This is a genomic window from Veillonella orientalis (assembly GCF_018406505.1).
In the GTDB taxonomy this organism is placed as follows: Bacteria; Bacillota; Negativicutes; order Veillonellales; family Veillonellaceae; genus Veillonella; species Veillonella nakazawae.
This window is the reverse complement of the sequence record NZ_AP022322.1, coordinates 246937-268889: the sequence shown is the minus strand read 5'-3', so window position 1 is coordinate 268889 and position 21953 is coordinate 246937. Positions and strand designations below refer to the sequence as shown.

The 21953-nt window shown below is 39.1% G+C and carries 17 protein-coding genes; 3 read left to right on the top strand and 14 right to left on the bottom strand.

Going from position 1 to position 21953, the window contains the following annotated elements; translation table 11 throughout:
- Positions 1 to 160: 160 nt before the first annotated feature.
- The 3 genes from bioA to VEIS1202513_RS01090 form a co-directional block, all read right to left on the bottom strand.
- A complete protein-coding gene (bioA, locus tag VEIS1202513_RS01100) occupies positions 161 to 1549 on the bottom strand; it encodes an adenosylmethionine--8-amino-7-oxononanoate transaminase (RefSeq protein ID WP_213467603.1) in 1389 nt (462 codons plus the stop codon).
- 119 nt (positions 1550 to 1668) lie between these two features.
- Positions 1669 to 2421, bottom strand: coding sequence for a dethiobiotin synthase (gene bioD / locus VEIS1202513_RS01095; RefSeq protein WP_213467602.1), 753 nt, complete (start codon positions 2419 to 2421; stop codon positions 1669 to 1671).
- 745 nt (positions 2422 to 3166) lie between these two features.
- Positions 3167 to 3712 carry a beta-class carbonic anhydrase gene (locus VEIS1202513_RS01090; protein ID WP_213467601.1) on the bottom strand — a complete coding sequence of 182 codons (546 nt, stop codon included), beginning with the start codon at positions 3710 to 3712 and terminating at the stop codon, positions 3167 to 3169.
- Between the two features lie 342 nt (positions 3713 to 4054).
- Between VEIS1202513_RS01090 and VEIS1202513_RS01085 the strand changes: the two genes are divergently transcribed.
- Complete coding sequence (locus VEIS1202513_RS01085; protein WP_105085160.1) at positions 4055 to 5095, top strand: YeiH family protein; 1041 nt, start codon at positions 4055 to 4057, stop codon at positions 5093 to 5095.
- Between the two features lie 135 nt (positions 5096 to 5230).
- The gene (locus tag VEIS1202513_RS01080; RefSeq protein WP_105085159.1) at positions 5231 to 5845 is read left to right on the top strand and encodes a LysE/ArgO family amino acid transporter; all 615 of its coding nucleotides are present in this window, start codon (positions 5231 to 5233) and stop codon (positions 5843 to 5845) included.
- A 129-nt stretch (positions 5846 to 5974) separates the two neighbouring features.
- On the opposite strand, the gene VEIS1202513_RS01075 is transcribed toward VEIS1202513_RS01080, so the two are convergent.
- The 10 genes from VEIS1202513_RS01075 to VEIS1202513_RS01030 form a co-directional block, all read right to left on the bottom strand.
- Positions 5975 to 6859 carry a LysR family transcriptional regulator gene (locus tag VEIS1202513_RS01075; protein WP_213467600.1) on the bottom strand — a complete coding sequence of 295 codons (885 nt, stop codon included), beginning with the start codon at positions 6857 to 6859 and terminating at the stop codon, positions 5975 to 5977.
- A 220-nt stretch (positions 6860 to 7079) separates the two neighbouring features.
- Positions 7080 to 8285, bottom strand: a complete 1206-nt coding sequence (locus VEIS1202513_RS01070) for an MFS transporter (protein ID WP_213467599.1) — start codon at positions 8283 to 8285, stop codon at positions 7080 to 7082.
- Between the two features lie 178 nt (positions 8286 to 8463).
- Complete coding sequence (locus VEIS1202513_RS01065) at positions 8464 to 9069, bottom strand: ferric reductase-like transmembrane domain-containing protein (protein WP_024066459.1); 606 nt, start codon at positions 9067 to 9069, stop codon at positions 8464 to 8466.
- A 145-nt stretch (positions 9070 to 9214) separates the two neighbouring features.
- Positions 9215 to 10486 (bottom strand): putative porin, encoded by a 1272-nt coding sequence (locus VEIS1202513_RS01060; protein ID WP_213467598.1) that lies wholly within the window; start codon positions 10484 to 10486, stop codon positions 9215 to 9217.
- A gap of 262 nt (positions 10487 to 10748) precedes the next feature.
- Positions 10749 to 11351, bottom strand: a complete 603-nt coding sequence (locus VEIS1202513_RS01055) for a ferric reductase-like transmembrane domain-containing protein (protein ID WP_213467597.1) — start codon at positions 11349 to 11351, stop codon at positions 10749 to 10751.
- 335 nt (positions 11352 to 11686) lie between these two features.
- Positions 11687 to 12358 carry a respiratory nitrate reductase subunit gamma gene (gene narI, locus VEIS1202513_RS01050; protein WP_213467596.1) on the bottom strand — a complete coding sequence of 224 codons (672 nt, stop codon included), beginning with the start codon at positions 12356 to 12358 and terminating at the stop codon, positions 11687 to 11689.
- Positions 12355 to 12879, bottom strand: a complete 525-nt coding sequence (gene narJ, locus VEIS1202513_RS01045; RefSeq protein ID WP_054748527.1) for a nitrate reductase molybdenum cofactor assembly chaperone — start codon at positions 12877 to 12879, stop codon at positions 12355 to 12357. The genes narI and narJ overlap by 4 nt, the downstream gene beginning before the upstream one ends.
- Complete coding sequence (narH, locus tag VEIS1202513_RS01040) at positions 12879 to 14306, bottom strand: nitrate reductase subunit beta (RefSeq protein WP_105086438.1); 1428 nt, start codon at positions 14304 to 14306, stop codon at positions 12879 to 12881. Before narH ends, narJ begins: the two co-directional genes overlap by 1 nt.
- Positions 14296 to 17973 carry a nitrate reductase subunit alpha gene (locus VEIS1202513_RS01035; protein ID WP_213467595.1) on the bottom strand — a complete coding sequence of 1226 codons (3678 nt, stop codon included), beginning with the start codon at positions 17971 to 17973 and terminating at the stop codon, positions 14296 to 14298. The genes narH and VEIS1202513_RS01035 overlap by 11 nt, the downstream gene beginning before the upstream one ends.
- 71 nt (positions 17974 to 18044) lie before the next feature.
- On the bottom strand, positions 18045 to 18731 hold the full coding sequence (locus VEIS1202513_RS01030) for a Crp/Fnr family transcriptional regulator (RefSeq protein ID WP_105086443.1): 687 nt from the start codon (positions 18729 to 18731) through the stop codon (positions 18045 to 18047).
- 355 nt (positions 18732 to 19086) lie between these two features.
- Between VEIS1202513_RS01030 and VEIS1202513_RS01025 the strand changes: the two genes are divergently transcribed.
- Complete coding sequence (locus VEIS1202513_RS01025) at positions 19087 to 20424, top strand: MFS transporter (RefSeq protein ID WP_213467594.1); 1338 nt, start codon at positions 19087 to 19089, stop codon at positions 20422 to 20424.
- 696 nt (positions 20425 to 21120) lie between these two features.
- Here the strand turns inward: VEIS1202513_RS01025 and hemQ are convergent.
- The gene (gene hemQ, locus VEIS1202513_RS01020; protein WP_060923924.1) at positions 21121 to 21852 is read right to left on the bottom strand and encodes a hydrogen peroxide-dependent heme synthase; all 732 of its coding nucleotides are present in this window, start codon (positions 21850 to 21852) and stop codon (positions 21121 to 21123) included.
- Between the last annotated feature and the right edge of the window lie 101 nt (positions 21853 to 21953).

Sequence of the window (21953 nt, the reverse complement as noted above, 5' to 3'; positions counted from 1 at the left end):
TTTCACAATGTATAGTCTATAGTTTAAAGACATAACTAAAACATCATAATAAATAAATATAAAAAGCTATATATGTCGACCACACTACTCACGTAGCATCATGACATATATAGCTTTTATGTTTACCCTAAATCTTTATAAAATACTTAGACGTAAATCGTTATAGAATAATTGGGCGTAAATCTTCGAGAATCCCTTCTTCTTCGGTAGCTCGTTGAATACTTTCACCAACGATGCGAACCATATCCTCTAATTGTTCCACAGTGGACGCCAATGGAGGCATGAGAATTACTACATCGCCGATAGGACGGCAAATAAGGCCTTGTTCACGAGCAAGAATAGCCACCTTAGCCCCTACCGCATCATTTGGACGATATGCTTCATGAGTGGTCACATCTTTTTCAAGTTCAATACCTACGATGAGGCCTCGTTGACGAACCTCTTTCACATGTTTTAATTTTTCAATAGGTTTTAATGCATTGGTGAAAGCCTCGATTTTTTTAGGCAATCCTTCGATGACCTTTTCATCGCGGAAAACTTTCAACGAAGCTAATGCAACGGCACAAGCCAAGGCATTACCTGTATAGGAGTGGCCATGGTAGAAGGTTTTCTTTTCTTCAAAGGTACCGAGAAATGCATCGAATACACGTTGTGTCGTCAATGTGGCAGCGAGAGGCATATAACCGCCAGTAATCCCTTTAGATAAGGTCATGAAGTCTGGAGCCACATCTTCGTGTTCGCAGGCAAAGAATTTACCAGTACGACCAAAACCTGTGGCTACTTCATCGACAATGAGGAATACATCATGTTTCGCAGTTAATTCACGAACCCGTTTCAAATAGCCATCAGGCATGACGAGCATGCCTGCCGCGGCTTGTACTAATGGTTCCATAACGAGAGCTGTAATTTCATCCCCCTCTTCATTGAGGATGCGCTCTAATTCAGCCAAAGACTCTTCAAAGGCTTTATCTCGATCTGCTACGTCGCGATATACGCCAGGGCTTGGCAATGTCAACGGTTTGAACAATAAATTATGGAATACTTGGTGGAATAATTGAATACCGCCTACAGATACAGTACCCAATGTATCCCCATGATAACCCGCGTTGAGAGCAATGAACTTAGTTTTCTTTGTTTGCCCTACAAGTTGACGATATTGGTAGGCCATCTTGATGGCAACTTCAATAGCTGTACTACCATCATCGGATAAGAATACCTTATTTAAACCGTCTGGAGCGAGCTCTACTAATTCTTTACACAACTGTGCAGATGGTGGGCTTACAAGACCGAGCAATGTGCTATGAGCAATTTTATCTACTTGTTCCTTCAATGCCTGGTTTAATACAGGATGATTATGACCATGAATATTAACCCATAAGGAGGACACGCCATCATAATACTTTTTACCGTTCTCATCGATGAGGTATACCCCCTCACCACGTTCGATTACTACTGGTTCTTGTGCCAACCAATCTTGCATTTGTGTAAATGGATGCCATACAAACTCATGATCCCATTGTGCTGCTTGTGAAAGCTGTTTCTCTGCCATTTCGTCACCTCATACGTACAATTTTACAAACTATAATTCCCTATCCCTATAAAGCTCTACTACTATAACAATCTATAAAGATAAATGATTAGGCCAGATTAAATTTCAATATCTAACTACTATATGCCTAGTACTGTATTCCACACCTTCTTAGAGTCCACAAAGGACCGAGCCCAACCAAGCTGAACCTTTTGGATATCCGGACCTTGGTATGGCGGTACAACAGCCACCACAGGAATACCTGTATATCGTTCCATGTCTTCCACATTTGTTTTCAACAAGAACGGATCCACTGCAGTCGTATCATTGACAATGATAGCTTTCACCTCAATACCATGCATCTTCGCGTATTCACAAGTTAAAATAGCGCGGTTAATGGAGCCCAACCGTCCATCAGCTACAACGATAGCTGGCAATTTAATATCTTTCATTAAATCCGTGAATGTTTTATCGCCGTAAAGAGGTGTTGTAATACCACCAGCACCTTCTACAAAGGTTAAATCATAGCGATTGACAACATCTAATGTATGAGCTACTACACCAGCATAATCGATTTCTATACCAGCTAATTCTGCTGCAAGACGAGGAGAAAAATCTCCAGCAATAGCATATGGATTAACCTCGTGACGGCGCGACTCAGGAACGCCTGCAGCACGCATCAAATATGTAGCATCCTTGCTTTCAAGATCCACATTATAATTATCCTCATCCATCGTTACACATTCAGGAAAAGGTACTGCGCTGGAGGACACCGGTTTAACCATACCAACCGCAAAGCCATCATCAACAGCCATAGCCCCTAACAACCCTGTCACAAACGTCTTGCCTACATCTGTATCGGTTCCAATTATAGAAATACCTAACTGCTTCATACACGTCTCCTCTCAGCGATACTTAACGCCGCATAGGTTAACCAATTTATGTGAGTAAGTTTACAATCTAATTACAATATACAGCCAAAGGGAATATATAGTCAACCTATTATTACGCTTAAGGTTTACCATAATAGGACTATATGGGGCCCCCATACATTAGTGCGAGCCTTGTTAAAAATCACAGAACCTAGCTCATCGCTCCAAAGCGAGCTAAGTCGCTCTTTACTAGGTTCTGTGATTTTTATGGCTGTACTTATGTAACAGTCCCATATAGTCCTATCTACAACCATAAATGCGAGAATAATAGGTTGGCTATATATGGAGAAAAAGAAAAAGAGTGATGACTAACCGATTAGCGACTTAGCTCGCTTTGGAGCGTAGAGGTTAGTCATCACTCTTTTTTACCTAAATGTAGTTATGTAAAGGGGCCCCATTAATTTCTCCCCCACTCTCGATACGGCGAAATTACGCTAACTCGTTAATGGACATTTAGATTTGATGGGACTAATTCATAGGTGCAGTAGGAAAAAGGACGATAACTTTTCCCTCTTACTTATTTGATACAGTGAATTTCGTTTTATTGATTTATGAATAGACTCGATGGGACTAGTTCATAAATACAGTTATAAAAAGAGTGATGACTAACCGATTAGCGACTTAGCTCGCTTTGGAGCGTAGAGGTTAGTCATCACTCTTTTTTACCTAAATGTAGTTATCTAACGGGGCCCCATCGAGGTCACCACTAAATCTCAATATAACGGAATTCGCCTGTATCAGGATCCATCATGCCTCCATAGAATCCCATTCCTTTTGGGAATAGTGGGTGGTTACGCAAGAAGTTAACTGTATAGATTACATTGTCTTCGGATATGTGGAAACGATCCATCCAATCAATAAGTCCTGGTTCGATCATGCGAATCGCATCTTCACTGATACCTTTTTCTTTCATGGACTCCATAAAAGTTGTAGCAGAGAAATCAATCATGCCGCAGTTCTCATGGCCGATGACTAATACATCTTCAATTTCCATACCATAGGTAGCAACTAGCAAGCTTTGTACGATATTATCGATAGGTTGTGTTACACTATTACCGGCTGTTTTTATAACGATGATTTCACCACGGTTAAAACCTAATGCCTCTTCTAGCATGCAGACTAAACGCGTATCCATACATGTGACAATACCTAGTTTTTTTGTAGGATGGCTTGTTAATCCTGCTTTTGGTAATTCTGGGTGGTTTTTCACATACTCTTTATTGGTTTCAATTATTTTTTTAATATCAATCATAAGGTACCTCATTTACATTTCTATCTATAAAATAGATTCTATTCATTATATACAATATATTCAATGAAAAACAAGAGATTTTCATCACATATAAATATTTATTATAACCTATATCCTTCATAAGAAATCCACAAAAATCGTATTAATTCAATATTTATAATTAATATTCATTTATTATACTCTTCGTTCTTATATATTTACAAAAATGAATATACTGTATATTTCTTACATTACTAGTAGATTATAATTCCCCCAATGTGGTACTATTAAAACTATAGAAGAGAAACGCCACATGATACCACATATGACGTGAACTGTATGTACAGTAAGGAGGTTTTTATTATGGGTATCAATCAAAAAACATTGCCAGGCATTCTGCTCTGTGCAGTCCTCGCTATTCCTTGTTGGCTATTAGGCCTGGAATTTCACCTTATTGGTAGTCCAATCTTTGCCATTATCTTAGGTATAATTATTGGCTCTATATTCACATCTTGGAAACGCGAAAAAACTGGTGCCGGCATTGGATTTACATCCAAAAAGATTTTACAATGGGCCGTTATTTTATTGGGCTTTGGCTTAAATATTACACAGATTTTACATGTAGGTTGGATTTCATTACCTGTCATCATTTCAACCATCGCTACATCCTTAATCGTGTCCTATGTTATCTATCGACTCACTCATATCGACTCTAATACAGCTGTACTTATCGGCGTAGGTTCCTCCATTTGTGGTGGTTCTGCTATCGCTGCAGCTGCACCAGTCATCAAGGCAGAGGATCAAGATATTGCCCAAGCAATCTCCGTTGTATTCTTCTTCAATGTAGTAGCAGCTTTTGTATTCCCTCCATTTGGTGATGCTATTGGTCTTTCTAATATGGGCTTTGGTCTATTTGCTGGTACCGCTGTAAACGATACATCCTCTGTAACAGCTACTGCTGCTGTATGGGATAGCATGAAAGGCACTGGTACACAAGTTCTAGAATATGCAACAATCGTTAAATTAACACGTACCCTTGCAATTATTCCGATTTGTTTAGGTTTAGCAAGTTACCAAGTATATAAAGCAAAACAAAGTGCTGCTCAAGCTGATGGTAGCAGTGTTAGCATCGCTAAAATCTTCCCTAAATTTGTTTTATACTTTGTGATTTGTTCTCTTATTACAACAGCATTATCCTATGCGAATGTAGATATTCAATTTTTGAGTGTATTCAAAACTATTTCCAAATACTTTATTACAATGGCCATGGTTGCTATCGGTCTTAATACTAATATCGTAAAATTGATAAAATCCGGTGGTTCTGCCCTTGCATTGGGTGCTTGTTGCTGGATTGCCATCACAGCAGTCAGCCTAGCTACACAACATATGATTGGTTTATGGTAAGAAATATACATACCTATTTTAATATGATATAATTGTATATAGTTAGAATAGTAATAACCCCTCCAGTAATGGAGGGGTTTCGTGCTACTATTCACCTTATTAGTACTTTATCATACTATAGTTAGGAGGGTTAACATGTACTTCTTACAAGGACTTCTTGTCGGTCTCGCAACATTTGCCCCTGTTGGCATGCAAAACCTCTTCATCATCAACACAGCATTGGTACAGCCTATACGTCGTATCATATTGACCCTTATCATATTGGCACTATTTGATATGAGCCTCAGTACGGCAGCCTTCTTTGGTATCGGCGCCATTCTTGAAATGTGGCCTCTTACAAAGCTTATCGTACTCCTTTTTGGGGGCCTACTGATTGTATACATGGGCTTTAATATATTCAGAACTGAACCAGATATACGCAATGTAAATACGAATATTCCAATTCGTAAAATTATCCTATCCGCTATCGCTGTATCCTGGGGGAATCCTCAAGCCGTTCTTGATGCAACTATGATGCTCGGCGCCTTTCAAGCTAATATACCTGAAGAAGGTATTTATTATTTCTTTGGAGGCTTCCTAGCTATGACCCCAATGTGGTTTGGAGCCTTGGCTGCCACCATGCATTTATTAGCTAAAAAAATCAAAATTACCCATATGGCTTGGATCAATCGCTTCTGTGGTGCAGTACTCGTCATTTATGGTATAAAATTATTCATCGATGGTGTTACAATGCTCTTGGAATATGTTTAATTAAACGATCCTCAATAAAGCAATATTCAAACAATAAAGCCGTTAGCATATGCTAACGGCTTTTATATTGTAATTGTTTATTTGTTATATGACGATTAAATTTATTTTACATAATCCGTCTTTGATACATTAAAACTCTGCTAAAACTTGTTTAAACATTTCTCTAAAGGCTTCTACATAGGTGTTACTTTGATTTTGTTGCGATACAAAGTAGTAATTGCGCTCCATCGATTTACCATGGTTAGTTAATACCTTGCGCTCAATACCTGGCATGGAGTCGGTTAAATATTTAAAACGATCAAGCAGCAATAGTCCTTGTTGACCTGCTACTAAATAGCGAGCCTCCTCTAATGTACGAGCATATGCAAAGGCACCAACATAACCAATGGCCTTACGATAATGTTCTTCCTCAGCTAGCGTATACTTACCGCGACAAACTAAGATAAGTGGTAAGTCATCAATAGTTTTAATTTCGACGCTACCTTCCTTTGTATAACCTTGTGGCACTTCAATTACAGTGGTCGCCTTATCAATCAAATGACTTTCATAATCATCAGATAAAATCTGCCACTGATCATTAAATATTACATCTACGCGACGATCATCTAACATGCCATATAGTTCCTCATGGCTGCCACTATACATGCGGATATCTAGGTTTTTATAGCGTTTAGCCATACGAATGACCGTTTGCTGCATAGCCATCCCACTATAGCGATTTAAATAGCCAATTCGTAAGCTAACACGTGCATCTGTACCAATCCGGGTTGTTTCTACCTTAATATCGTGAAAGCGTTCTAGTAATTTTTTACCAGATCGATATAAATATTGCCCTGCTGGTGTTAGGTGAAAGCTTCGTTTTTCTCGTACCATCAGCTCCACGCCTAAACTTATTTCAAGGGCTTTAATTTGTTGTGAAATAGCAGATTGAGACACATACTGCTCTGTCGCAGCTTGAGTAAAACTATTATTATCAACTACACACACAAAATACTCTAATTGTTTCAACAACATAACGATACACTCTCATCTCTCTTATAATTAGTAGCCTTACTCTATCTACTAGCCCACTACACAACATACACCAACCCCTCTCATTGGTATTTGCTACTCACATAATATTTTTCTCTACAACTACAACTACAACTACAACTACAACTACAACTACAACTACAACTACAACTACAACTACAACTACAACTACAATTATTATATTTCATTGAAAGTAGATTCACTATGATGAACTGCTTTCACGAGACATAACTAAATTACGATATACAAACCAGGACGCCACAAAGAATATTGTCGCCGTAGACCAAAACACAGCACCATATCCAAAGGCACGCGCAATAACACCACTAATAACAGGGCCTAAAACATTACCCATCATGGCTACGCTAGATACGGCACCAAAGACAATGCCGCGTCGCTCAACAGGGACGGCCTTGGATATCAGCGTATTTGCAATTGGCGTAATAAAGCCCATAAAGAATCCGGCTATAGCACGGAATACGCCAAGTCCCCATATACTAGGCATTAAGTATTGCAAAATAAATAAAGATCCCACCGCCCATGTAGCAGTAAAGATAATACGAGGCATGGTCAATCGTTGTGTTACCTTACCGATTGAAATGGATGCTAAGGCACTAAACAAACCAGCCCCAAAGATAATAATCCCTACAATGGTAGCCACAAATTCATCATTTACTGCCATATAGTGTTTGATATAAAGCGGTAAGATGGGACCAATACCAGTAATACCAAAGTTACATAAAAACTGCATCGCCACTAATAGACGAACTCGAGGTATCATCAAAAATGATTTAATCAAAGAAACCTGTGATTCTTGAGCGTCTACCTTATGCTTAAACTGTAAATTAGGCATTAAGAAATAGATACCTAATAAGCAAATACCAGTCAATCCTGAAAAGACAAAGAATGGCGCTCTATAGCCTAATAGATCAGCCGCTAAGCCGCCCATAAGAGGACCAAAGACGAGGCCCATCACCATAGATGCTTGATACAGCCCCATCGCCCATGGCACCTTTTCCTCAGGCGTAATGAGTACAATAATAGCCAAACCGATTGGTACATACCCGCCAACTACACCTTGTAATACCCTTAGGGCTAATAACTGTGCTGGGGTTTGGGTGAAAGCACAGGCCCCGACTGTAACCATTAAGGTAAATAAGATAAACATCATTACCTTACGAGGTCCCAGTTGATTTGCTTTACGCGACCAATACGGTGCACTAAGCGCTACCATACAAGGCGTTACCCCTGATACAATTCCGGCCCACATAGCAGCTTCACCTGGATTATGTAGACCTAACTCTATAAGGAATAACGGAAGGAATGATAGTACCCCTATAATTGTTATTCCCCCACCGATCTGTATAATACAGATTAAATAGATAATTCGTTTCCAAGAAGACTCCATAGTGACCTTCTTTCTTATCAGTATATACTTGCACAAAATAATAGAATATACTCATAATATTATTGTATCGTAAACTACAAAAAAAGACCATCTCTTCCACATATAAAGGGTAGAGATGGTCTCTTTTTAATTCTATGATTATACGACTTTTATAAGAATAAAAGTACGTATATATCATTTATTTTTGTTTAAACATCCAATAGATGTAGTAAATAACAAGTGCATACGTCACTACATCAAATACAGGCAAGAATGGTACCATTTTAGACAAACGTCCAAAACCATGAACATGAATATTTGCTGCAATGATAGCAATAAGGTTCAAACGATGAATCCAGATTGCTTTTTTACGAGATACAGATTTTGCCATATTGCCTACCCAAGGCGTTAAGTACAATACGGCAAAGATAAGAGCAATAAACATGGCTCCAAGGGAGATATAACCGCCCCAGAATCCTAAGAAGGACTTCAATGCTTTCAAGAAGTATACATACCAATGTGCACATACAAGAACAACACTAACGATACCTACGATGCGATGAACTTCAAACATTTCTTTTGGATTATATCGTTTGATAAACCATTTTGGTCTTGTTGCAATATATGTTAATACAAGCCATGCAACATAAGGAATAAGACCTAAGTGAACCTTCCAGTTACCAAATGATCTACCTCCTGTTACATAACCATATTCTACCATTCCCATAAATATTAGGGATAAAACCGCAATCCATATTAAAATATGGTATTTACTCTTAAACTGTTTTTTTACTACTTCTGCCATATAAACCTCACTATTTCTTATACAAACTACTAGTATATATCTAGTTGGCCTAATGTAGCATGCTAACAATTTCAATCCACATAGCATTCTACTTAGAACTTAAAACTAATTAGTTATTAAATCCAGATCCATCCTAAAATTAGAACTAGAATTTGAAGTTGAGGTCTGCACGGTAGAAATCATTTACACGGTTACCATCTTGTGTTTTCGCATGGAAGCCATAGTATGCATTAATACCAATATTTTTCTCTGGTGCGTAAGATGCACCTAATTGCCATGCTTTATAACCTTCATAACGTGTTTTCTTCAATAAATCATTAGATTCATATTTTTGCGTTTTAAATACAGGTGCATTTTTAGCTTGATCAAAGTAATCTAAGCGGATAACCCAAGAGTTTTTCTTGTTAATTTTATAATCGCCCCATTTAACGCCTACGTTCCAAACATCGGAATCACTCAAGCCAGATGCTTTTACCCACTCGCCATCAATACCGAATTTACCAACATTATATTTAGCATTAAAGCCATATACATTATCGAATTCGTTATTTTTCTTGCCATTACCCATACGTACATTTGTTGTACCTACATGAGCAAACATACCGCCAAAGCTAAAGTGATCATTAACAGCTACATGGGCATTAATAAGACCTACATCACCGTTATCTTCTCTGCTAGTCTTAGCAAAACGGCCTGCTGTCATATAACCATATGCACCATTTAATGTAACTTTATCACCTAGCTTCGCTGTAGCGCCTACACCATCAAAGTTAGAGCTATAAATCAAGCCACCACCAAATTTTTGGGTATAACGACCAGCATCAACTACAACATTTTTACCGAATTTATGCTCTACATATGCTAAATCCCAATTAGCTTGAGCATCTTTAGAACTATCACCTAGTTCAATAGAGCCTGTTGTAATACGAGCTTTTACAGATGTATTTTTATTAACCTTTGCATCTAGGCCTAAACGTACACGGGCTGTAAGTTTATCTTCGTAATCATAACCATCGATCCCCTCTCTACCGATGTAGTTAATACGAGCATCACCAGTAACCTTTACATTGCCTACGCGGTCTTCCAATTTAGCTACACGCACACCAAGTGTATTCAATTCATTGGAAAACTCATCGGCCAAGCGGTTCAACATAGCTTGTTGTTCTGCATTAGCACGATCTTGATTAGCCATGCCTTTCGCAATCATTTGAGCCATTTCGTAACGAGTAATGTTATTTTGGCCTTTAAAAGTACCATCAGGATAACCATTGATAATACCAGCTGTAGCCAATTGATCTACTGCTTGATATGCCCAGCTATCGGACGGAACATCGGAAAATGGATTAACAGCAAACGCTGTAGCCACACCCATCATGGCTACCACTGCAAAAGCACTGGTCATTTTACGTTTAATCATAATAAACCTCACACAATAAATAATGATTAATAAAAAATTAAAAGATAATGAAATTTTATAACTATGACTATAATTATCATTATCATATTTAACATACAGATAATAGCAATTTTCATTAGGTCAGTAAAGAGAGAATGTATATCAATCTCACAATCAATTATGCATCAAACTGATAATATAGAATATTTTATTTCTTGGAAAATAAAAATATAACTAAAAAAGTCCCTTCTGTACTATACAGAAGGGACTTTAGCAATTCATATTATTTCTTTTTAAACATCAAGTAGATGCAATAAATCACAAGACCATATGTAATGATATCAAACACTTGAAGGAATGGTACCATTTTGGAAATTCGCGTAAAGCCATGGATATGAATATCTGCAGCAACTAATGCTACAAGATTTAAGCGGTGAAGCCAAATACCAATATTACGGCTAGATGCAGTTACTTTTCTAAGTTTTGGAGTTAAAAATGCAAGGCCCGAGATTGTACCAATACTGAAGGAAGTAAGGGCTACATAGCCACCCCACCAACCGAGAACGGATTTAGCAGCTTTACCAAAATAGAGATATAAATGGAACGCAATAACAGCTACAGAAGCAATACCTAATGCACGGTGAATCTTGAACATTTCACCTAAGTTATAACGACTAGTAAACCATTTAGGGCGCGTTGCCAAATAAGTCATCACAATCCACGCGCACCAAGGTACAAGGCCTGTATATACTTTATAGTTACCAAAGGCACGACCACTCTCAATGTACCCCCATTCCAACAAACCGATCATAATTAAAGAAAATACTGCAATCCATATAAAGATATGGTAAATACTCTTATACTGTTTCGTTTCCACTTGATTCATCTTAAACCTCTCTAACATAATTCCTGAAACGCCAAATTTACTTAATATATTTTATCATTTAAATCGAAATTTGTAGACTACTTTTATTAGATAGGTAGCATTCATTATAAGAATAATTCTAATTTAGTCTTTTATTCTAACTATATAAACAATTGCAAAGTATTTTGTAAAAATAGGTATTTCAATCAGAAATAATATTATAGTATATAAACTACGCTAACCAAAATTAGCAAATAAAAGCCCCTTGTATTGATTAGCATAAACTAATATCAATACAAGGGGCTAAGATTAATTTGTCATATTATAAAGGACGTACAAATCAATCATCATCCTAATTATTTTTCATCTCGTTTACGATAAACGATGAACGGACGTGTTAAGTAGTTGAGTGGAGCACTCAAACAGTGTACCAAACGGCTGAATGGGAAGATGATTGCCACTGCCATCCACGCGAACATGTGGAATTTAAACATAAATGGTACACCTTCCATCAAGGATGGATCCGGCATAAACGCTAATAGGCTGCGGAACCAAGGACCGATGGATACGCGGTAATCAAAGAAACCAGATGCATTAAGCAATGTTCCAGCCATACCACTGAAAATGGCTAATGTTAAGAACAAGTATAACCATTTATCAAGGCGAGATGTGTTAACTTTTAACTCAGCTACTGTGAAGCGGCGTTTCATCAAGAGCAAGAAGCCTACGATAAAGATAAGCCCCGCTACAGCACCCATATATAACGCACCTTGATGGTACATATGGTCATTAATACCAATAGCAGCAGTCCAAGTTTTAGGGATTAACACACCTACTACGTGACCACCGATAACGCAAAGCAAGCCAAAGTGGAACAATGGATTGGCAATGCGCAATTGTTTTTTCTCTAAAAATTCACTCGATTTTGTAGTCCAGTTTCTTTCAAAGTAGAAGAAACGAACCAAAGTACCTACGATTAAGAAGGTGAAAGCGATGTAAGGCAAAGCGCCCCAAAGGAATAGATTCATCGTGCACCGTCCTCCAATCCATTTGCAACAGACAAGATAATATCAAACAAGAATGCATAAGGCAATTTAGCCTCAATGAAGCGTTCTCTAATGTATTCCAATTTTGGCTTACAATAGTCGTAAATTTCTTTTGCTTTTTCATCATCGATAACGGCACATAATTCAAGAAGTGCTGGAACATAGTCTGGCATTTCTTTTGGCAAATCATAGTCGTTTTCTAGGAAGAAAGCTTTAAATTTAACGAGTTCTTCTGCTTGTTCCCCAGTACCTTGTAATTCATAAGTCGACAAATACATAGTTGTATTTTGACTAAAATCAAAGGTACGAACATATTGGTCTTCAAATTCTTTTTTATCGGATTCCTCTACATAGTCGAAGAATTCTAATAAACCTTGGCGAAGTTGAGGATGCCCAACAGATTGGGCGTCCTCTCTCCATTCAGGTAGTTCGTTATACCATTGTTCATCAGGATAGCGTAGAAGAAATGACGCAATAAGAGCGATTTTCTGAGCATCCTTCATTATTGACATCCCCCTGTAGGGCAAGCAAAACCGCGATTATGTTGCATTTCTAGGCGACCTTCGCGAGATACTTTTACGTCAGATGGAATAACAAAGCGATCATTGTATTTGGACAATGCCAACAATTTGTACATACCGTACATTTGATCCTCTGTTAAATCAACTTTATGTTCAATAGGACCGTCACCTGTTTCACGACGGCGCATGTATTCACGCATGTCGAGAACACGTTGCAATGTACGAGCTAAAATTTCTGTATTACCTGCTGTAAACAAGTTAGCAAGGTATTGTACAGGTACGCGCATTTCATGTGCATCTGGCAAGTATACATCAGATGTTACACGTTGCAAGATTGGGCTGAGTGGTGGTACATACCAAACCATTGGCAATGTGCGATACTCAGGATGCAATGGCAATGCCACGCCCCACTCTTTTACAAGTTTGTATACAGGAGATTTTTGAGCTGCTTTAATCCATGCTTCAGAGATGCCTTCTGCACGAGCTGCTTTGATAACCTCTGGATCATGAGGGTCCAAAATCAAATCTAATGTATTTTCGTAAATATCTTGTTCATTTTTTGTAGCTGCCATTTCTTCAACTTTGTCCATGTCGTAGAATACAACGCCAACATAGCGCATACGACCTACACAAGTTTCAGCACATATTTGAGGCAACCCATTTTCTAAGCGTGGGTAACAGAATACGCATTTTTCAGCTTTATTAGTTTCCCAGTTATAGAAGATTTTTTTGTATGGACAAGATGGAACGCAATGTCTCCAACCGCGGCATACATCTTGAGATACGAGAACCACACCATCTTCGTCGCGTTTATAAATCGCGCCAGATGGACATGCAGCTACACATGCAGGGTTCAAGCAGTGGTTACAAAGACGAGGCAAATAACGCATGAATACTTCTTCGTAGTCAAACACGATATCTTGGCCCATCTTAGTTAAGTTCACATCAGAGCGAGCATGTTGACCACCTGCTAAATCATCATCCCAGTTAGGACCCCAAGTAACTTCCATTTTTTGTTTCGTTACAAGAGAACGAGGACGAGCAACTGGTTGGTTATTTTTACGACCGCCATGAATCAATGTTTCATAGTCGTAAGTCCAAGGTTCGAAATAATCCTTCAACTCTGGTTGTTCAGGATGGAAGAATAATTTCATCAAACGATTTGTTTTAGAACCTGTAGAAAGAGCTAATTTACCAGAGTTATCTAGCGTCCAGCCGCCCTTCCATTTTTCTTGGTCTTCCCAATTACGTGGATAGCCTACACCTGGGCGAGTTTCCACGTTATTAAAGTACATATATTCCGCGCCTTCGCGGTTCGTCCATGTATTTTTACAAGTGATAGAGCATGTATGACAGCCTAAACACTTATCCAAATTTAGGACCATGGATACTTGAGCTTTAATCTTCAAGCCAATCCACCTCCTTCAACTTACGAGCCACAATTGTCATATCACGTTGGTTACCAGTTGGGCCATAGTAGTTAAAGCCATAGCTCAATTGACCATAACCGCCAATCATGTGTGTCGGTTTCATGTGAATATGAGTTGGTGCGTTGTGTGTACCACCGCGACGGTCTTTCTTAACTTGCGTACCAGGAACGTTGATGTGACGATCTTGAGAGTGATGCATATAGGAAATGCCACGAGGAATACGTGGAGATACAACTGCACGAGCTGCAACTACACCATTTTTATTGAAAGCTTCTACCCAGTCATTATCTTTAACGCCAATTTCTGCTGCATCATCTTCGTTGAGCCAAATAGTTTGACCACCACGGAACAATGTCAACATTTGTTGGCTATCGAAGTACATACTATGAGTAGACCACTTATTATGTGGTGTTAAGTATTTCAATGTAATTTCTGGAATACCTTCTTGTTTGTAGTCACCTTGTACTGGTTTGTAGGACAATACAGGTTTGTACAACGCCATAGCTTCACCGTAATCGCGCATCATTTCATGATCGCAATAGAAGGATTGACGACCTGTTACGGTACGGAATGGTACTTTATCTTCTGTAGATGTTGTGAATGGGGAATAACGACGGTTTTTATCGTTTTTACCAGTACTTGTTACAGAGCTAATAATGAAGCGTGGTTGGCGAACCATGTCATCAAAGGTAATTTTTTCTTGTTCACGACCTTTTGCATTCTTTTCAAGATCAGAAAGACCAGTTTTTTCTTCCATTGCCTTCCAAGAACGAACAGCCAATTTACCATTTGTACAAGAAGACAATGTCAATACAGCATTACAAGCTTCTTTACATTCGTAAATGCTTGGACGGCCATGAGAAATGAATTCTGGATTATCGATTGTACCATTTTGTGCGTACAATGTTTGATATTCATCAGATACATCCCAAGCCAAGCCATGAGCACCCATTTTGTTTTCGATGTTAGGTCCCAAAGCAATGAATTTTTCAAAGATTTGGCTATAGTTGCGTTTTACATGAACGAGGTTAGGCATTGTTTTACCAGGAATTGGTTCACATTCGCCTTTGCTCCAATCGAGAACCTTACCTTCTGGCTGAGCTACTTCACCTGGGCTGTCATGACCAAGAGGTAATGCTACGATATCTTCATATTCTGTGAAGCCAGACTCTTTCGCTACGCGAGATACTGTTTCTGCAAGGGTACGGAATGTATCCCAGTCAGATTTAGTTTCCCATGCGCAATCAACAGCTGCTTGGAATACGTGTACATATGGATGCATGTCTGTAGAAGACAAGTCTTCTTTTTCATACCATGTAGCAGCTGGGAATACGATATCAGAGTATAAGCCTGTAGAAGCCATACGGAAGTCGATATCGATTAAGAGGTCAAGCTTACCAGCTTCATCTGCTTCGCGCCATTTGATTTCTTCTGGTTTTACTGGTGCATCATCATCTTCAAGAACACCATGTTTTGTACCAAGTAAATGTTTTAAGAAATATTCATGGCCTTTAGAGGAAGAACCGATAAGGTTTGCACGCCATACAAACAAGTTGCGTGGGTGGTTTTCTTTAGCCGCTGGATCTTCTACGCAGAATTGTAATTCTTTGTTTTTCAATGCTTGCGCCACATATTGATTGATTTCTGCTTCTGTACCAGCACCTGCTGCACGAGCATCGTTAATCAATTCTTGGCTGCCTTTATTGAAAGTAGGGTAAGATGGCAACCAACCTAAACGAGCCGCTAATACGTTGTAATCGCCAGGGTGACGATAACGAGGCTTAGCTAATTTAGATACGCGGTCTGCCAAGTCGATGCAATCAGAACGGTATTGCTCTGTAGCAAAGTAGAACCAGGATGTACCATTTTGCAAACGAGGAGCTTTACTCCAGTCGTTAGCCGTCATGATACCGCCCCAGCCTTCAATAGGACGAAGTTTTTCTTGACCTACGTAGTGAGCCCAGCCACCACCATTAACACCTTCTGTACCACAGAACATGATAAGGTTCAAGATTGTACGGTAAATCACATCCGCATGGTACCAGTGGTTGATACCACCACCCATGATGATCATGGAGCGACCTTTAGTTTTTTCTGCATTATCTGCAAATTCACGAGCTGTAGCAATAGCGATATCAGCTTTTACGCCAGTGATTTTTTCTTGCCATGTAGGTGTGTAAGGAGTGTCATCAGTGTAAGATTTAGCCACTTCACCGCCGATACCACGATCGATACCATAGTTAGCAAGAATAAGGTCATATACGGTAGTTACTTTTACAGGACCATCTACAGTTTGTACTGTAATAGTTGGAATAGCACGTTCAATTACGCCTTCGTGCTCTTCATCGCCAAAGTATGGCAACTTAACAACAGTCACATCTTCACGTTGCTCAAACACGGATAAGCGAGGGTCGATTTTAGCCCCTGTATCGCGGTTTTCAAGGCGTAAGTTCCATTTTTGTGGATTTGTGTGACGTTCGCCCATTGTACCATTAGGAACAACGATTTCATTAGTTGTATCATCGATTAATACCATTTGGAAGTTAGCGCCTTCCTCTTGGCGACCCAAATCCTTAGCATTCAAGAAGCGGCCTGGTTGTACAGTGCCGTTGATTTCTTCAACGCGTACAAGGAATGGCATATCTGTGAACTCTTTAGCATACTCTTTGAAGTATGGAGTCTCTTTATCGATGTAGTATTCTTTTAAGATTACGTGGCCCATTGCCATAGCAAGAGCCGCATCAGTACCGGCTTTTACATTGAGCCAAGCATCAGAAGAAGTTGTAGATTCTGCATAGTCAGGGGATACGGATACTACTTTAGTACCTTTGTAACGAACCTCTGTTAAGAAGTGAGCGTCTGGCGTACGAGTCAATGGTACGTTAGAACCCCAAGTCATGATGTAACCAGCATTGTACCAGTCACCAGATTCAGGAGTATCAGTTTGTTCACCCCAAACTTGAGGGCTAGAAGGTGGTAAATCGGCATACCAGTCATAGAAGGACAATGGTGAACCACCCATTAAGTTAAGGAAACGTGCACCTGCTGCATAGGACAACATGGACATCGCTGGAATTACAGAGAAGCCTGCGTTGCGGTCAGGGCCGTATGTTTTTGCAGTATATAATAAGGATGCAGCAGTAATTTCTGTCGCTTCATCCCATGTGGAGCGCACAAAGCCACCCATACCACGGGCAGATTTGTATTTTTTCGCTTTTTCAGGATCTTCTACGATAGATTTCCAAGCTTCGATCGGGTTCTTAGCATGCTTTTTAGCTTCTCTCCAAAGCTCAGCCAATTCGCCGCGCACATATGGATATTTTACGCGCAATGGGCTATAGAGATACCAAGAGAATGTTGCACCACGAGGGCACCCACGTGGTTCGTAATCCGGCATATCATCTGGTGTTTCAGGGTAATCAGTAGCCTGATTTTCCCACGCTACAACACCATTCTTAACGTAGATATTCCAGCTACAAGAACCAGTACAGTTTACGCCATGCGTTGTGCGGACAACTTTATCGTAAGACCAACGGTCACGATAAAAATTTTCCCACTCTCGACCGCCATCTTCAGTTATTTGATGGCCGCTTGGAGATACGTTCTTCTTGCGAAGAAACTTAAACTTTTGAGACAACAAGCTCATCTCGTGTCCTCCTTCAAAACTACAAAAAAATCCTTTGTGCTAGCTGAGCTAACACAAAGGAGAAAATACTGTTATTCGATATTACTAATATTAGGGTCTATATTATCAACCTCTAAATCAAGCAATCCGATTAAAGCATCAAAATCACAGATTACTAGATGGTGTTTGTCATAGGCTACATAGCCCAACTTACGCAACTCACTTAGCATGCGATTTAAACTTTCTCTTGATGTGGCAGCAAATTCAGCCAACTCTTGATTTGTTAGGGCGATATCGATAAAGATACCATCCTCGCGCTCTACACCATAACTATTGGCTAAGCGCAACAAGGTAGAATAAAATGCTCCCTTCTTGCCATATAGTAGCAAGTCTCGGTATTTTGCCTGTTGACGACGCATATGTAATGTGTAGATTTGCATCATCGCAATAGCCAATGAATGATCTTTTGCAATAGCTGGCTCTAACACATCATAGCGAATGGAATAAACAGAGCAATCCTCCCGAGCGATGGCGTTGAACACATACGTTCTTGTGTTCTCCTCATACAACGGAACCTCACCAATTACATTATTCGGACCTACTAGACGCAACGCAAAAATGTGCCCACTAGATTCGAATTTCTTAATGCTCATTCTACCTTTTAACACTACGTAAAAGTGTTCTGCCTTGTCCCCCTCATGGAAGAGAAAATCACCTTTTTTAAGATGGAGTTCCTCGCCCGGCAAAGCAAGTAATTGGTTAATTAAATTTTTATCCATACCTTCACCACTCCATTGTACTTTTAAAATAAAATCCATTAGTTATACTAATCTATTTATAGTAAAAGCACATGTATTATATACTTTTTTGTATATATAAGATTATTATAACTTATTAATTTCAGAATATGTGTGTTTTATGTCACATTCACAAAAAATTTTACAATATATAATATATTTGTGATATAAGACATTGCAAATTTTGTTGATACAATAATTATAACTCAGTTCTCTAAGTAATTCGAATATTTTCTATAGAAATTCTATAAATTGCAATATTCATATACATTGACTGATAATTGTATCTTCCATGTCTTCATTGCATGTATAGTTTTTCAGTAAGGAGAAGTTCAAAATGAGCGAACTAAAAATGCCTCAAGTAGGGGCAAGCCGTAGCGAAATTGTGGCTAATTGGCAACCAGATAATCCAGAATTTTGGGAAAAGTTTGGTAAAAAAATTGCTAAACAAAACTTGGTTATATCCACAATTGCATTAACCCTTTCATTCTGTGTATGGTATTTATGGGCAACCATTGCAGCACAACTAAATGGCGCTGGCTTTAACTTTACAACAGATCAATTATTTACATTAGCCGCATTACCAGGTCTTGTAGGTGCTACATTACGTTTCGTATATACCTACATGCCAGCCTTAATCGGTGGTAAGAACTGGACATTTATTTCCACACTTATTTTATTAGTTCCTGTTGTATGGCTTGGCTTTGCTGTTCAAGATACAACAACTTCTTATACGACATTCATGATTTTAACTGCCCTTATCGGTTTAGCGGGCGCCAACTTCTCGTCCTCCATGGCGTACATTGGCAACTTCTTCCCTAAATCTGAAAAAGGTACAGCTCTTGGTATCAACGGCGGCGTTGGTAACCTTGGTATCTCCGTAATCTACTTCTTAGCTCCATTCGCTATGGGTTCCGCTGCATTAGGTAGCGTATTTGGTGTAACACCAGCTATCATCAAAGGCAATGCAGTTTACCTTGCCAATGCTGCTTTCATGTGGATCGTACCACTCGTTGTTATCCTTGCACTTATGACACGATTCATGGATAACTTGCCATTAGAAAAACCAAATCCTAAAAACCTTGTACAAATCTTTGGTAACAAACACACTTGGGCACTTACATTGTTATATACTTGTTCCTTCGGTGCCTTCTCTGGTTATGCAGCTGCACTTGGTCTTTTAGTAGGTAAAGAATTCCCTGAAATTCCATTTGCTTCTATCGCATTCGTAGGCCCACTTGTAGCAGGTGCGCTTCGTCCTGTAGGTGGTTGGTTAGCCGATAAAATCAACAGCGGTACAAAAGTTACCTTTGTGAGCCTTCTCGGTTTATGTGCTACAACTGCATTGATTGCTGTTGGCGTAGATATGCACAACTTCCCATTCTTCTTTGCTATGTCCGTATTGACATTCGTATGCTGTGGCTTCGCAACTGGTGCTACATTCCGTATGATTCCTCACGTATTTGGCAATCCATTGCTTTCCTCTTTAATCACAGGCTTCGTAGCTGCCGTAGCTGCATACGGTGCATTCATTACACCTAAAATCTTCGGCTTTACATATTCCACATTCGGTAATATCTATCCAGCCTTCGCAGTATTGTTAGCCTTCAACATCGTAACTGTAGCAGTATGCTACTGGTTCTACGTACGTAAGGCAGCAAATATGAACGTATAATTTTCTGGAACAGAAAATTTACGTTCACTGGACCGTACAACAAAATATAATTCACTTTTCTTAACTAAGTGATAAAAGAAACCCCGTATCTCTCCTCCATACTTATCAGGTCTGCGGCCTAGGGCCTTGACCTCGTAAGTCGGATTGATGCGGGGTTTTCTTTTATGAAAATATAGTTATGGATAAGCTACTCAAACATAGTGAATTATATTTTACGCAGTACAAGACGTTAACAAATTTTCTGTTCAAAATTATAGCCTTCATTTCGAGGGAAGAAAAGGGACTGCTAGGCAGTCCCTTTTTTATCATTTAATTCATATATATCAATAAATAGTTACTTATTGTATCGTATATTTGTTCAGCTTATAATATTCTTAAGGTAGTCAGCGAGGTTGGGCCTCTCTTCGTTATAGAAGGGGGTGAGCTTATGAGTGACTTTGAACTTATTACAGTTATCATTGGAATAATGACGTTAGTCATTTCCTTTGGTGCACTTATAGCGCTTATTTGCCTCACAAAAAGCAAATAGCCCTCCGTTACCATGCGTAATTAGATAAACAGAAAGGCCATTTCCTAGATAATTAGTTTTTGAGATGCGCCTGACGTTCCTACTCGTCTGACTATCTATTTATATTATAGAGTTTAAGACATATATCGTCAAATTCGAATAAAGGGACTGCTAGGCAGTCCCTTTTATTATCCAAAGATTTCTTCTAGTAGTGCATCGTCGATGATGGTACCAACGTAGAAGTCGCTGAAGATGCCGTATTTTGCACTGGCTACTTCAAAGCGCATATCGTATACGATTTTTTTGAATTGAATGTCGTCGTTACTGAAGATGGTAATACCCCATTCCCAGTCGTCTAGTCCACAGCCACCTGTAGTGAATTCAGATAAAACGTCTAAGTATGTTTTACCAAGTTCGCCGTGAGATTTCATTAACATACCACGTTCTTGAGGTGGTAGCATGAACCAGTTATCATCGCCTTCACGTTTTTTGCTCATGTTATAGAAGCAGATGTATTTATCGCGAGGTACATGAGGGTACAGTTTTTGATTAACTTCTTCTGTATCGAGTTTAGCTTTAACGTAAGCACTTACTTCTGTTACAGATGTATAGGAATATGTTTGAACCAATACACTTGCAATAGCGAGGCGACGGAATTTGCGTTCTACTTGTGCCAAGTATTCAAGGGATGGACCAAGGATCCATAGGATTAAATCCCCTTTTGCGCCATTGCAATCATAGAATGCATAGCTACCTTCTTTAGCTTGATGTTTGGCTTCAAGATCCGCTAAAAATGCTTTTAATTCGTTGCGCGCTTCTGCTTTTTCTTCAGCTGTAAAGCAGTTCCATGCGCTAAAGTCCATGGCAAATACCATGTGTTGGCTATGCCAACCTTCTACTGTAGGGATTGCTTTCCCCATTATGATCACTCCTATCTATGGTGATTATATTAAAATGATATATTTCTATTACTATAAGAATCGAAAAGACTCCATATACTATTATAGCACATGGAGTCTTT

Coding starts and splice junctions, on each gene's coding strand:
- bioA (WP_213467603.1), bottom strand. CDS start 1,549: ATGGCAGAGAAACAGCTTTCACAAGCAGCACAATGGGATCATGAGTTT.
- bioD (WP_213467602.1), bottom strand. CDS start 2,421: ATGAAGCAGTTAGGTATTTCTATAATTGGAACCGATACAGATGTAGGC.
- VEIS1202513_RS01090 (WP_213467601.1), bottom strand. CDS start 3,712: ATGATTGATATTAAAAAAATAATTGAAACCAATAAAGAGTATGTGAAA.
- VEIS1202513_RS01085 (WP_105085160.1), top strand. CDS start 4,055: ATGGGTATCAATCAAAAAACATTGCCAGGCATTCTGCTCTGTGCAGTC.
- VEIS1202513_RS01080 (WP_105085159.1), top strand. CDS start 5,231: ATGTACTTCTTACAAGGACTTCTTGTCGGTCTCGCAACATTTGCCCCT.
- VEIS1202513_RS01075 (WP_213467600.1), bottom strand. CDS start 6,859: ATGTTGTTGAAACAATTAGAGTATTTTGTGTGTGTAGTTGATAATAAT.
- VEIS1202513_RS01070 (WP_213467599.1), bottom strand. CDS start 8,285: ATGGAGTCTTCTTGGAAACGAATTATCTATTTAATCTGTATTATACAG.
- VEIS1202513_RS01065 (WP_024066459.1), bottom strand. CDS start 9,069: ATGGCAGAAGTAGTAAAAAAACAGTTTAAGAGTAAATACCATATTTTA.
- VEIS1202513_RS01060 (WP_213467598.1), bottom strand. CDS start 10,486: ATGATTAAACGTAAAATGACCAGTGCTTTTGCAGTGGTAGCCATGATG.
- VEIS1202513_RS01055 (WP_213467597.1), bottom strand. CDS start 11,351: ATGAATCAAGTGGAAACGAAACAGTATAAGAGTATTTACCATATCTTT.
- narI (WP_213467596.1), bottom strand. CDS start 12,358: ATGAATCTATTCCTTTGGGGCGCTTTGCCTTACATCGCTTTCACCTTC.
- narJ (WP_054748527.1), bottom strand. CDS start 12,879: ATGAAGGATGCTCAGAAAATCGCTCTTATTGCGTCATTTCTTCTACGC.
- VEIS1202513_RS01035 (WP_213467595.1), bottom strand. CDS start 17,973: ATGAGCTTGTTGTCTCAAAAGTTTAAGTTTCTTCGCAAGAAGAACGTA.
- VEIS1202513_RS01030 (WP_105086443.1), bottom strand. CDS start 18,731: ATGGATAAAAATTTAATTAACCAATTACTTGCTTTGCCGGGCGAGGAA.
- VEIS1202513_RS01025 (WP_213467594.1), top strand. CDS start 19,087: ATGAGCGAACTAAAAATGCCTCAAGTAGGGGCAAGCCGTAGCGAAATT.
- hemQ (WP_060923924.1), bottom strand. CDS start 21,852: ATGGGGAAAGCAATCCCTACAGTAGAAGGTTGGCATAGCCAACACATG.